Annotated in this window: 12 protein-coding genes; 3 read left to right on the forward strand and 9 right to left on the reverse strand. The window is 70.1% G+C overall.

Features of this window, described 5'->3' with window-relative positions; translation table 11 throughout:
- Window positions 1–17: 17 nt before the first annotated feature.
- The 9 genes from LWW89_RS15595 to LWW89_RS15635 all read right to left on the reverse strand — a co-directional run bounded on the left by LWW89_RS15595 (window position 18) and on the right by LWW89_RS15635 (window position 10,074).
- Window positions 18–3,200, reverse strand: a complete 3,183-nt coding sequence (locus tag LWW89_RS15595; RefSeq protein ID WP_293265802.1) for a CHAT domain-containing protein — start codon at window positions 3,198–3,200, stop codon at window positions 18–20.
- 71 nt (window positions 3,201–3,271) lie between these two features.
- Window positions 3,272–4,372 (reverse strand): ATP-binding cassette domain-containing protein, encoded by a 1,101-nt coding sequence (locus LWW89_RS15600; RefSeq protein WP_293265804.1) that lies wholly within the window; start codon window positions 4,370–4,372, stop codon window positions 3,272–3,274.
- A gap of 22 nt (window positions 4,373–4,394) precedes the next feature.
- Window positions 4,395–5,183, reverse strand: coding sequence for an aliphatic sulfonate ABC transporter permease SsuC (gene ssuC / locus LWW89_RS15605; protein WP_293265806.1), 789 nt, complete (start codon window positions 5,181–5,183; stop codon window positions 4,395–4,397).
- A gap of 1 nt (window position 5,184) precedes the next feature.
- Window positions 5,185–6,183 carry an aliphatic sulfonate ABC transporter substrate-binding protein gene (locus LWW89_RS15610; RefSeq protein ID WP_293265808.1) on the reverse strand — a complete coding sequence of 333 codons (999 nt, stop codon included), beginning with the start codon at window positions 6,181–6,183 and terminating at the stop codon, window positions 5,185–5,187.
- 103 nt (window positions 6,184–6,286) lie between these two features.
- Window positions 6,287–7,435, reverse strand: a complete 1,149-nt coding sequence (gene ssuD, locus LWW89_RS15615; RefSeq protein ID WP_293265810.1) for an FMNH2-dependent alkanesulfonate monooxygenase — start codon at window positions 7,433–7,435, stop codon at window positions 6,287–6,289.
- 49 nt (window positions 7,436–7,484) lie between these two features.
- Window positions 7,485–8,501, reverse strand: coding sequence for a sulfonate ABC transporter substrate-binding protein (locus LWW89_RS15620; RefSeq protein ID WP_293265812.1), 1,017 nt, complete (start codon window positions 8,499–8,501; stop codon window positions 7,485–7,487).
- A gap of 120 nt (window positions 8,502–8,621) precedes the next feature.
- On the reverse strand, window positions 8,622–9,242 hold the full coding sequence (gene ssuE / locus LWW89_RS15625; RefSeq protein ID WP_293265814.1) for an NADPH-dependent FMN reductase: 621 nt from the start codon (window positions 9,240–9,242) through the stop codon (window positions 8,622–8,624).
- A gap of 11 nt (window positions 9,243–9,253) precedes the next feature.
- The gene (locus LWW89_RS15630; RefSeq protein ID WP_054622439.1) at window positions 9,254–9,469 is read right to left on the reverse strand and encodes a TOBE domain-containing protein; all 216 of its coding nucleotides are present in this window, start codon (window positions 9,467–9,469) and stop codon (window positions 9,254–9,256) included.
- A 209-nt stretch (window positions 9,470–9,678) separates the two neighbouring features.
- A complete protein-coding gene (locus LWW89_RS15635) occupies window positions 9,679–10,074 on the reverse strand; it encodes a DUF1232 domain-containing protein (RefSeq protein ID WP_293265817.1) in 396 nt (131 codons plus the stop codon).
- Window positions 10,075–10,353: 279 nt separating this feature from the next.
- On the opposite strand from LWW89_RS15635, the gene LWW89_RS15640 reads away from it, so the two are divergent.
- The 3 genes from LWW89_RS15640 (at window position 10,354) to LWW89_RS15650 (ending at window position 12,235) form a co-directional block, all read left to right on the forward strand.
- Window positions 10,354–10,965, forward strand: coding sequence for a hypothetical protein (locus LWW89_RS15640; RefSeq protein ID WP_293265819.1), 612 nt, complete (start codon window positions 10,354–10,356; stop codon window positions 10,963–10,965).
- Between the two features lie 66 nt (window positions 10,966–11,031).
- A complete protein-coding gene (locus tag LWW89_RS15645; protein WP_293265821.1) occupies window positions 11,032–11,772 on the forward strand; it encodes an MBL fold metallo-hydrolase in 741 nt (246 codons plus the stop codon).
- A gap of 40 nt (window positions 11,773–11,812) precedes the next feature.
- Window positions 11,813–12,235, forward strand: a complete 423-nt coding sequence (locus LWW89_RS15650; RefSeq protein WP_293265823.1) for a hypothetical protein — start codon at window positions 11,813–11,815, stop codon at window positions 12,233–12,235.
- The last annotated feature ends 242 nt before the right edge of the window (window positions 12,236–12,477 follow it).

Consider the following 12,477-nt stretch of genomic DNA (forward strand, 5'->3'; position numbering starts at 1 on the left):
GATGGCGATCCAGGGGCTCAGTCGCCGACGACGACGAAGGGCGCCCAGAACAGCGGGTGGGCGTAGCTAAAGGCGGTCTTGCCGGTGCGGGGGTCCTGGCTGCCCGGGCCGTTCAGCAGGTCGAGCATGGCCAGGCGCAGGGCTTCCGCCTTGCTCAGGTTCGGGGCCGAGGCCTGGCGGCGGAACAGATCGGTCATGAGCCGCTGGGCGGCCACGGTTTCCACCGGCCAGTTCGACACCAGCAGCGCCCGGGCTCCGGCGTAGAAGAAGGCCCGGCCCAGCCCCGACACCGCCTCGGCCCCGCTGCCGTCGCCGGCGGCGGTATTGCAGGCGGACAGCACCACCCAGTCGGCGTTGAGCTTGAGGCCGAGAATCTCGTCCAGGGTGAGCAGCCCGTCGCCCTTGCCGCCGGTGACGGCGGGGGAGGTCAGGGCCAGGGCCGGCTCGTCCAGGCCGTTCAGGTCGCCGGGCACCAGGCCGTGGGTGGCGAACATCACCACCCGTCGGTCGGCCAGGTCGGCGGCGAACACGGCGGCCTCGCTGGCCCGGCGCTGGAGAAAGACGTCCCCGTCGCCGTCGGCACCAAGTACCCGGGCGATCTCGCGGATTTCGTCGCCCGTGTCCGGCAGGCGCGGCAGTTGGGCCAGCTCGGCCGAATCCACGCCGCTGGTGTGGGGCACGTTGCGCCGCTTGAGGGGAATGCCGCGGGTCGCCAGGCCCTCCGCGGGGGCGTCGGGTTCCTTGGCCTGGGCCAGGCTGAACAGAGGGTCGCCAAAGCCGATGAAGGGCCGGCGCTGGGCCGGCCCGGGCTTAAGGCTGCGCAGGCTGGCCAGGGCGGTGACCGACGGCAGCTGGGCCACGGCCACCTGCTTGGCCAGCCAGGGAAGGTCGCGGTAGCCGGCGAAGGGCAGGGTACCGCCCTTGGCCGGCTGGGGCGCCGGGGCGGTGAGCAGAACCGACAGGGGCAACTGGCCCAGTTCGGCGTGGGGGACCGCCAGCAGAGTGCGGGCGCCGGCCAGGGCGGGGGCGAGGGGCTGGAGCAGGCCCTGGTAGAGGCGGTTCGCCGCGGCGGTGTCGAATGGGGGAATCTCGTCGATGGTGCTCGCCGCCGGGTCCAGGGCGCGGCGTAGGCCGGCGACCTCGGCAGCCATGGCGCGGCGCGTGGTGGGCAGCAGGGCGAAGCGGGCTTCGCCCTGGGCCGGGATCGCCCAGGCCTGGCTGCTCTCCTCGCCGAAATACCAGGCCACCAGCACCTCGCCGGGGCGCAGCCGGCGGCGGGCCTCGGCCAGGGTGGCGGGTTGCGGGTCCACCAGCTGGGCATAGTCGGGGAAGCGGCGGGCGATCTGGCTGCGGGCCGCCTCGCGTTGCTGGCGCAGGGCAGCGATGTCGCCGCGCAGCTTGTCCTGGATCTGGGGAAGTTGCTGGTCCGGCGGGGCCGAGAGCAACTGGGTGAGCAGGGTGCCCAGGGAGTTGATGCGTTGCTGGGCGTCCTGCTCCTGGCGGGCCAGCTCGGCCAGGGCCGGATCATCGATGCGGGCCCGGGCGGCGCTGGCGGTGAGGGCCCGCTGGACGCCGCTGGAGCGGGCTAGATCGGCCAGGCGGAAGGATTCGGCCGCCGCGTCGAAACCGGGGGGCAAACGCTGGGGCGACTGGTACAGGCGGCCGAGCAGTTGCAGGTAGCTTTCCAGGGCCTGGACCAGGCGCTGCTGGCGCTTGCGACTGCCGGTGTCGGCCTCGGCGTCGCTGTGGGCCTGCTCCAGCAACGGGGGCAGAGCCTGGGAAAAGGCCTGGAAGGCTTCATCGTCCCGGCCCAGGGCGGTCAGGGCCATGGCGCGGAAGCTGCGGATCTCGGCGGTGCGCAGGGCCTTGTCGCCGAACATGCGCCGGGCCCCGTCGAGCATGGCGGCGGCCATGCGCTCGGCCTCCTGGGCCTTGCCGGTGCGCAGCAGGGCCAGCACCCAGTCCAGGTCGCCGCTGCCGGCCCGGGCGAGCAGGTCCGGGTCGGTGGCGATGCCGGCCCGCATCGCCTCGAACGTCGTCAGGGCCGCGCCGTAGCGCCCCTGGGCCACCAGGGCGCTGCCCAGGGCGCGGCGCGCCTCCGCCAGGGCCAGGGAGTCGGGGGCGGTGCCGGCCTCTTCAAAGGATGCCAGGGACGCCTGGGCCAGTTGCGCCGATTCGGCGGCGCGCCCTTCCTCGGCCAGGACCAGGGCCAGGATACGTAGGTTGCGGGCGGTGTCGGTGGAACTGCGTCCGACCCGTTCCAGCCCGTCGCGCAGGGCCTGGCGGGCCAGGATTTCCGCTTCGGCGAGGCGCCCCCGGGCGAGTTGGATGGCGGCCAGATTGCGCAGGATTCCTTCCCGCCCCTGGCGGACGCCGTTGGGCGTCGGCGTGTCCTGATCCGTGCCGACCTCGTCCGGCAGGATCTGGAGGAACTGGTCGGTTGATTTCAGCGCCTGTCTGAACGAGCGCTCCGCCTCGACGTAACGCCCTTCGGCCAGGAACAGCTCGCCCCGGGCCCGCTCGTAATTGGCGGTCCAGCTTGGGCCGGAGCGCCCCCAGTTCTTGGAACGCTGGAGCTGGGCGAACACGCCCTCCAGCCTGTTCAGGCGCTCCCGGGCGCCGTCGAAGTCGCCGAGCCGGGTGAGCACCTGGGCGGCCAGTTGGTAGGCGCCGGTGAGCTTGCCTTTCTGGTGCTGGTTGGCTTGGATCGCCTCGTCACAGTAGCGCAGGGCGTTGAGCAGGTTGCCGCCGGCCGATTCCGCGCCCGCCAGTTCGCGCAGGGCGCGCAGGTGGGCGGGGGAACCGGGGGCGGCCAGTTCCCGGGCGCGGCGCAGGTCGTCGATCTGCTGGCGAACCCGGCCGACCTGGGCCGCGGCCCGGCCGCGCCGCCAGTAGAAGTCGAACAGGGACGCCTGGTCGGCGCCCTCCGGCGGTTGTGCCTCCGCCGCCTGCAAGGCCCGGGTGGCGGCGCCGGGATCGGGCTTGTAATGGTCGAGGAGCCGGCTGACGTCCTCGATGGTGCGGGGGGGCAGGGGCGGGAGCGCCTCGTCCTGGAGGACCCCCTCCTGGCCGGCGGCCCGGGCCGCCGGCCAGGAGGGGCCGAGGATGAGGCCCAGGCCCAGCGCCAGGCAGGCCGGCGCAAGGCGGCGGTTGAACAGGAATGGTGCCAACGTGCGTTCCCCTGCGGTTGCGGCCGTCATGGCAGCCTATGCCACGATGGTAGCAAGGGGAACCTGACGGGAAACCGCCAAAAAGCGCAGGAATCCCGCCGTCAGCCGATGAAGCTGGGGATGGGGAAAAACTCGGTGAGGGGGCGCTCGTCGTCTCCTTGGTCCAGGCGGGCCAGGGCCACGTCGTTGGACTTGAACACCGCCAGCACCGGGGCGCCCACTTCCAGGGGATGGTCGCGCAACGCCCGGGTGGAGATGGCCGCCACCACCGGGCCGTGCAGGGTGTCGATGCGTACCTCGGAGAGCACCGGGTCGAGCAGGATCTCGGCTACCTTGCCGCGAATCTGGTTGCGCGGGTTGAGAGCCTCCACCGTCATCAGGCGCTTGAGTACCCGGCCTTCCAGGGCGGCGAAGCCTGCCTCGCCCCGCTCCCGGGGGCGGGGCAGGGCCACCGGGGTGTCCAGGGCCAGCTGGCCGTCCTCGATCAGCACGATGCGGTCGGCCAGGGCCACCGCCTCGGCCACGTCGTGGGTTACCAGCACGGCGGTGAAGCCGTGCTCCTGCCACAGCCGCTCGATCAGGCGCTGCATCTCGATGCGGGTCAGGGCATCCAGGGCGCCCAGGGGCTCGTCGAGCAGCAACAGGCGCGGCCGGTGCACCAGGGCCCGGGCCAGGGCCACCCGCTGGCGCTGGCCGCCGGACAGGCGTGCCGGCCACTCATCGGCCCGGTCGGCCAGTCCTACCTCGGCCAGGGCCTGGCGGGCCCGGGCGTCCACTTCCCGGCGCGGCCCGGCCAGGCCCAGGGTGACGTTGCCCAGCACGGTCTGCCAGGGCAGCAGGCGGGCGTCCTGGAACATGATGCGCACGTCCGGGTGCAGGCCCCGGGCGGGCCTGCCATCGAGGGCGATGGCGCCGGCGGAAGGGGCGTCCAGGCCGGCCAGCAGGCGTAGCAGGGTGCTCTTGCCGCAGCCGCTACGGCCGACGATGGCGACGAACTCACCCGGGGCGATGGCGAGGTCGATGCCGGCCAGCACCGGCCGTTCGCCGAAGCGCTTGGCCACACCGGCGACCTTCGTGGCCAGGCCCGCCTCGGCAGCGGGGGCGGTTGGGGCGGCCGCACTGGGCGCGGCGGCCGGCACGGCTTGATTGGCCCGGGCATCCACCTCGGACAGGTATTGGTTTTCGTGATGATTGAAGCGCATGGGTAATCCTCGCTAATGGGGGCTAGCTGGCGTAGGCCGCGTTCCAGGCCAGCCAGCGACGCTCCAGGGCGCGGGCGGCCACGTCGGCGAGCTTGCCGAGCAGGGCGTAGAGCAGGATCGCCAGCACCACCACGTCGGTCTGCAGGAATTCCCGGGCGTTCATGGCCATGTAGCCGATGCCGCTGCTGGACGAGATGGTTTCGGCGACGATCAGGGTCAGCCACATGAAGCCCAGGGCGAAGCGCACCCCGACCAGGATCGAGGGCAGGGCGCCGGGCAGGATCACCCGGCGGAACAACTGCCAGCGCGACAGGCCGTAGGAACGGCCCATCTCCACCAGCCCCGGGTCCACGGTGCGGATGCCGTGGAAAGTGTTCAGGTAGATGGGGAAGAACACCCCCAGGGCCACCAGGAACAGCTTGCCTTCCTCACCGATGCCGAACCACAGGATGACCAAGGGGATGAGGGCCAGGTGGGGCACGTTGCGCACCATCTGCAAGCTGGTGTCGAACAGGGTTTCGGCCACCTTGAAGCCGCCGTTCAACAGCCCGAACAGCAGGCCGATGCCGCCGCCGATGAGCAGGCCGCTGGCGGCGCGCTTGAAGCTGGCCCCCAGGTGGGTCAGCAGCTCGCCCGAGGCGGCCAGCTCATAGCCGGCGGAAAGCACCGCCAGGGGTGCCGGCAGGATGCGGGTGGACAGCCAGCCGGCCTGGGCGGCGAGCTGCCAGACGGCCAGGATCAACGCCGGCACCAGCCAGGGGGCGAGGCGCCGGGCTAGGGCGGAAAGGGGCGTGGAGGCGGATGTGCTCATGTCAGCCCCGCGGTTTCCACAGGGCCACGTCGCTGGCGACCACCTTCTTCGGCAGCAGCTTCTCGGCAAAGAAGGCGTCGGCGATGCGCTGCTGCTCGCCCAGGTCGTCCGGGCGCACCGGGCGTACCTCGTAGCTGCGCCGGGCGTTGGCCTGTTCCACGGTCTCGGCGTCCAGGCCCCACACCGGGGCGAGCAGGGTGGCGGCCTCCTTGGGGTGGGTCTTGACCCAGCGGCCGGTGTGGCGCAATTCGTCGAAGAGAATTTGCAGCACGTCCGGGCGGGCCTGGGCGTAGTCGCTGGAGGCCAGGTAGTAGCGCTTGTACTCGGCCACCGGCTTGCCCTCGGTGAGCAGGCGCACTTTCGACTGGCGCTGCACCCCGGCCAGGAACGGGTCCCAGATCACCCAGGCGTCGATGGCGCCCCGCTCGAAGGCGGCGCGGCCGTCGGCCGGGGTCAGGTAGGCGGGTTCGATGTCCTTGGCCGATAGACCGGCCTTTTCCAGGGCGGCGAGCAGCAGGAAGTGGCTGCCGGCGGCCTTGGCCACCCCGACCTTCTTGCCCTTCAGCTCGGCCACGGTGCGGATCGGCGAGTCTTCCTTGACCACGATGGCCTGGGCGCTGGGCGAGGGAGCCTCCTGGGCCACGTAGGTGAGGCGCGCCCCGGCGGCCTGGGCGAACACCGGCACCGTGTCGGCCACGTCGGCGCTGAAATCGACGCTGCCGATGTTGAGGGCTTCGAGCAGGGGCAGACCGCTGGTGAATTCGAACCAGCCGACCTTGATGCCCAGGGGCGCCAGGCGCTTTTCCAGGGTGCCCTGGGACTTGAGCAGGGCGGTCAGGGTGGAGGACTTCTGGTAGCCGATGCGCAGCTGTTTGCCGTCCACGGCGGCCCGGGCAGGCAGGGCGGAGAAGGGCAGGGCCAGGGCGGCAGCCATGGCCCCGAGCCGGCCGATGGCCTGGCGGCGCGGGAGGGAGTGCGGGGGGCGGGGGAGATAGGGCATGGAAACCTCGCGATGCCAAAAGCGGGTGAAACGAAAGACAGGGGGCGTTAAATGGCGCAGCCCGGCCGCACTGCCCCGAGGCAGCCCGGCCGGGCGTTACGCATCAGCTCGCCGAGACCTGGGCCTGGGGCAGGTGGTGGTTGCCCACCACTTCACCGAAGGGGCTGACCAGGTTGGCGCTTTCCGGGGCGGCGGTATGGCGCTGGATGCCGACGTGGGGGAAGACCAGTTCGGCGAAGCGGTAGGCCTCCTCCAGGTGCGGGTAGCCGGACAGGACGAAGGTTTCCACCCCCAGGTCGGCATACTCCTTGAGGCGCCGGGCGATGGTTTCGCCGTCCCCCACCAGGGCGGTGCCGGCGCCGCCGCGCACCAGGCCGACGCCGGCCCACAGGTTGGGGCTGATCTCCAGGTGCTCGCGGCTGCCGCCGTGCAGGGCGGTCATGCGTTTCTGGCCTTCCGAGTCCATGCGGGCGAAGGATTTCTGGGCGCGGGCCACGGTCTCTTCGTCCACATACTTGATCAGCTCGTCGGCAGCCTTCCAGGCTTCTTCGTTGGTGTCCCGGGCGATCACATGCAGGCGCACGCCGAACTTCACCTCGCGGCCCTGCTTGGCCGCCCGGGCGCGTACGTCGGCGATCTTCTTCTCGACCTCGGCCGGGGGCTCGCCCCAGGTCAGGTACAGCTCCACGTGCTTGGCCGCCAGGTCGTGGGCGGCGTCGGACGAGCCGCCGAAGTAGAGGGGCGGATGGGGCTTTTGCACCGGCGGGAAGAGCTGCTTGGCGCCCTTCACCTGGTAATGCTTGCCGTTGAAATTCACTTCCTTGCCCGAGAGCAGGTCGCGCCAGATGGTGAGGAACTCGTCGGCGGCCTCGTAGCGCTCGTCGTGGGACAGCCAGGTGCCGTCGGCCTCCAGGTCCACCGGGTCGCCGCCGGCCACCACGTTCACCAGCAGGCGGCCTTCGGACAGGCGGTCCAGGGTGGCGGCCACCCGGGCCGAGACGGTGGGGGAGATGGTGGAGGGGCGCAGGGCCACCAGGAACTTGAGGCGGCGGGTCACCGGGATCAGGCTGGAGGCCACGGTCCACGAATCCTCGCAGGAGCGGCCGGTGGGGATCAGCACGCCGCCGTAGCCGAGCTCGTCGGCGGCCTGGGCGATCTGCTTCAGGTAGTGGTGATCCACCGCCCGGGCCTGGTGGGCGGTGCCCAGGTAGCGGCCGTCGCCGTGGGTGGGGAGAAACCAGAAAATGTTCATGCCGTGCTCCGGAATAAGGGAATGGAAGGAAACGGTTGGGGAGCGGTCGTTATTTTTTCGGCTGCCACACCACGTCGCCGATGCGGATCGGCTTGGGGATCAGCTTCAGCTCGTGGAACACGTCGGCCACCTTCTGCTGCTGGGCCACCACCTCGTCGCTGATCGGATGCACGCCGTAGCTGTAGCGGCGCACGGCCAGATCGACGATGGCGGGGTCGAGCCCGAGCTGGGGCGCCAGCAGGGCGGTCACTTCGGCCGGGTTCTTCTTGCCCCACTGATCCACCTTGTCCAACTCGTCGAGGACGATCCTGACCACGTCGGGGCGGGCCTCGGCGTAGGGTCGGGCGGCCAGGTAGAACTGGTGGTTGGGCACCACGCCGCTGCCATCGGCTACCACCTTGGCGCCGATCTGCTTCTCGGCGGCGGCGAGGAACGGGTCCCAGATGGCCCAGGCGTCCACCTGGCGGGCCTCGAAGGCGGCCCGGGCGTCGGCCGGGGGCAGGAAGGCCACCTGCACGTCGGAATACTTGAGGCCGGCTTTTTCCAGCAGCTTGACCAGCAGGTAGTGGGTGTTGGAGCCCTTGTTGAGCACCACCTTCTTGCCCTTCAGGTCGGCCACGGTCTTCACCGGCGACTCCTTGGGCACGATCAGGGCCTCGGCCACCGGGGCCGGCGGCTCGTTGCCCACGTACACCAGGTTGGCCCCGGCGGCCTGGGCGAAGATCGGCGGGGCCTCGCCGGTGGTGCCGAAGTCGATGCTGCCGACGTTGAGCCCTTCGAGCAGCTGGGGCCCGGCGGGGAACTCGGTCCACTTCACCGCCACGCCCAGGGGCGCCAGGCGTTTTTCCAGGCTGCCCTTGGCCTTGAGGATGACCAGGGTGCCGTACTTCTGGTAGCCGATGCGCAACTCCTTGGCGGCGCTGGCCGGGGCGGCGCTCTGGGCCAGGGCGGCCGGGGCGTGGGAAAGGGCGAGGGACGTGCCCAGGGCCAGCACGGCGGGGCCGAGCAGGTGGCCGAGGCGGCCGAGGTGGCGGGTCAGGCGTTTGAGGCGGGTGGAACGGGTCATAGCAGCTCCCTTTCTGGGTGTCGTTCTGGGGTCGTACGGGGTTGCAGGGGGGACGGTGGGGGAAATCCGTGCTTCCGGGAAAACGGCAGGACGATGGGCGACGCGGCCGCCCGCCCCGGCTCAGGTGGCCAGGGCGTAGAGGGGCAGGGGGGAGAAGCCGGGAAGCGAATCCGGCGGGGCGGCCTCGGCGACCACAGGCCCGGCGCCACTCGGCCGGCCCCAGGCCAGGGCTTCGGCGAAGCGTTGGCGGGCCTCGTCGAGGCGCTCGGCCAGGGCGGCCTCCAGATGCAGCTCGCCGTCGAGGATGCGCAGTTGGGCGTCCTCGGCGAACACCCCGGCCACCGCCACCCGGGCACTCAGGGCGGACAGCACCGGGCGCAGGGCGTAGTCGATGGCCAGGGCGTGGGCCAGGGAGCCGCCGGAGGCCACCGGCAGGATCGCCTTGCCGGCGAAGGCCTTCTGCGGCAATAGGTCGAGAAAGGTCTTGAGCAGGCCGGAGTAGGCCGCCTTGTAGACCGGGGTGGCGACCACCAGGCCGTCGGCGGCGGCGATCTCGGCCAGGGCGGCCTGGATCGCCTCGCCGTCGTTGCGCCCGGCGATGAGGTCCCCGGCGGGCAGGTGGCGCACCGGGATCACCGACCAGGCGTGGCCGTCTTCCGCCAGCTGCCGGCCGATGTGGCCGAGCAGGGCGGTGGAGCGGGACGAGCCGGAGGGGCTGCCGGCGATACCGACGATCTTCATGGCGGCGGTCCTTACAGCTTGGCGATGGACACTTCGGTGGCCTTGACCACGGCCAGCACCTCGACGCCGGGCTTGAGGTCCAGCTCCTTGACCGAACGGGTTGTGATCACCGAAGTGACGGTGCCGAAGGGGGTTTCCACATCCACTTCGGAAACCACCGGGCCTTCGATGATTTCCCGCACCTTGCCGCGGAACTGGTTGCGGGAGTTGATGGACTGGATGGACATGGGGCGCTCCTTTTCTGCAATCGGAAAACCCGGGCCCCGGGCGGGGCTGGGTGGAGCGATTCTGGGCAGCGCCCGGGCGGGCGGGAACGACGGTTTTTTTCTTTGGTTATGGCCCCGGGACGTATATCGATCTGCGGCGCGGGAATGAAAACGCCCCGGCGGGCGGGGCGGCGAAACGGGTAAGGAAGGGGGAGTGGGGGAAGAAAGGCTCAGGCGCCGTCCCGGGCCAGCCACCAGTAGCCCAGCCCGCCCAGGGCGGCGAGCCAGAGGGCGACGATGCACAGGGCCGCCGCCCGGCTGGTGGGGCGTGCGGCGAGACTGGCGGCCCGGGCGCGGCTGTCGTCGAGCACCCCGGCGGGCGCCAGCCGGAGGATGAGCCAGACGGCCAGGGGCAGCAGGAGCAGATCGTCCACGTAGCCGAGTACCGGGATGAAGTCCGGGATCAGGTCGATGGGGCTGGCGGCGTAGGCCGCCACCGCCAGGGCGAGCAGGCGCAGCGCCCAGGGCGTGCGCGGGTCCCGGGCGACGAAATAGACGGTCAGCACCTCCCGCTTGAGGCGGCGGGCGGCGCTGCGAAAACTTGGCAGGAGCGGCAGGAGGGGCATGGAGGCTACGGTGGGCCAGGGGGCGCTGCGAGAAAGGAGGGCGGCCGTTTCGGGCCGTCCGGCGAAGCGGCCCCGTCGTACCATGGTTGCGCCGCACAGATTGTGACGCCAGATGCGCGGGCCCGCATCTGTTAGCATTCGCTGATACAGAGGGGAGGTCGCTGGCGGGGGAGGCGTCTGCCGTCGCCAAGCACCCGGTTCCAACAATTCCAACAACATCGCGCCGCGTGACGATCCGCATCCGTCCGCCGGCGCAACAGCCAACGAAGAACAACATCCATGGCATCTGCGCATGCGCAGGCCGCGGCCGCCAACGAGCCCTTGCGGCTGGTGGTCGAGGTCAACGAGGGAATCCGCACGGTCATCGGTATTTCCCGCCAGGTGAACCTGGTGGCGATCAACGCCATGATCGTGGCCAAGCAGGCGGGCGCGCAGGCGAGCGGCTTCCGCGTCGTCTCGTCCGAACTGCGCCGCTTCAGCCGCCAGCTCGACGGGCTGATGCAGGAGCTGGACCGCTTCATCTACCTGCTGGTGCATAGCGTAGCTGAATCGGCCCGGGTGCACCGCCACCGGCACCACCTGGATGGCATTGCCGCCGATTCGCCGGCCGCCGTGGCCATCGCCCCGGCCCGGGCCCACATCGACGCCGATCGGGAACGGGTCGATGCCGAGAGCCGGGTGCGCTGGCGCGACCTGGGATTCCACTTGGACCGTGCGTTGCGCCTGTGCGGCACCGGCGTTGCCCTGTCCCGGGCGGCCAAGATCGAGGCCGTCTATGCCAGCACCCTGAGCGGCGACCTGCGCCAGGTCGCCGGGGAAATCGAAGCGGCCATCCTGTCCATTCTCGATACCTTGAAGGCCCTGCGCACCGGCATCGCCGGTGTCCGCTGACCGGCCCGGCAATCGCCGGACCCTCGCCATTCTTTTTTCTGCCTTGCCTGCCTTACGAGCCGAACCATGAAAAAAACCACCGTGATCTATCAGGATGGCAGCCACCAGTGGGCCGTGGTGGCCCGGGACCCGGAACGCCCCAACTACCTGATCGACACCAACGAATACCTGGTCTCGTCCGGCGACCGTTGCCTGCTCACCGATCCGGGCGGCTCGGAAATCTTCGCCGCCGTGTTCTCGGCCTTGACCATGTACACGGACCCCCAGCGCATCGAGGCCATCTTCGCCTCGCACCAGGACCCGGACATCATCTCCTCCCTGGGCCTGTGGCTGGAATTCAACCCCTCCCTCAAATGCCACCTGAGCTGGCTGTGGTCCGAGTTCGTGCCCCACTTCGGCGGCACCGACCAGACCTTCGTCAATATTCCGGACGAGGGCGAGACGATCCGCCTGGGCAACCTCGCCCTGGAGGCCCTGCCGGCCCACTACCTGCACTCCTCGGGCAACTTCCACCTCTACGATGCCCAGGCCCGCATCCTGTTTTCCGGCGATGTGGGCGCCGCCCTGTTGCCGCCGTGCAGCGACCTGTTCGTCCAGGATTTCGACCGCCACATCGGCCACGCCAAGGGCTTTCACCAGCGCTGGATGGGCTCCAACGAGGCCAAACTGGACTGGTGCGAGCGGGTCAGCCGCCTGCCCCTGGACATGCTCTGCCCCCAGCACGGGGCGATTTACCGGGGGGCGGATGTGATGCGCTTCATCAACTGGTTCGCCGAACTGCCGGTGGGCAGCGGGGTGCGGCGCTAGGCACCGTCCGCCCCGTCCCGAATCCTGTTGGAGGTTTGCCGTGAAAAAACGCTATTGGGTCGTTCTCATCCTGCTCTTTCTCATCGGCCTGGACTGGTACATCCGCTCGCCCGATTCCCACTCCCGGGAACTGACCCGGGCGATCGAAACCCAGGGCAGCGAAGCCCTCAAGGCCTATCCCTACAAATTCCGGGTGTTGAAGGTGGTGGGCGACACCGCCTACCTGAGCACCCCGCGTAACACCGAGGTGCCGGCGTTCAAGGCCCTGGGGGCGTTGTTCCCCGGGCTGAACACGAAAGACCCGAACAACCCGGCCTTCATCGCCGCCCAGCAGCGGCTGGGCGCGGTCCAATCCGAAGCCCGGGCCATCGTCCTCGCCCAACCGGGCGTCAAGGATGTGCGCTGGGAATTGGATCGGGAATGGTTGGCTTCCCATTACATCGAGGTACCTGGGCAGAATTGACCCTTGCGCCGGTTACCAGGTGTCCGATGGAAGCGACGGCGTGTGCGTTCTGCGCAACCTGGCGGTTCCAGCCGCTACAGCACTTGGTGAGAGGGGCGGTTTTGAGTGTCGGTGAGTTTAGCCAAGCGTGAATGCTGGAGTTGGTGCTGTATTTCGCCCTGACGGCGAGTGACTTTCTTTTGGGTCGCCTGTACGGACCGGTGAGATAGGTGACAGGTGTGCGAAGACATGGGTGACACTTT

The sequence above is a fragment of the Oryzomicrobium sp. genome, from assembly GCF_021287045.1.
In the GTDB taxonomy this organism is placed as follows: domain Bacteria; phylum Pseudomonadota; class Gammaproteobacteria; order Burkholderiales; family Rhodocyclaceae; genus Oryzomicrobium.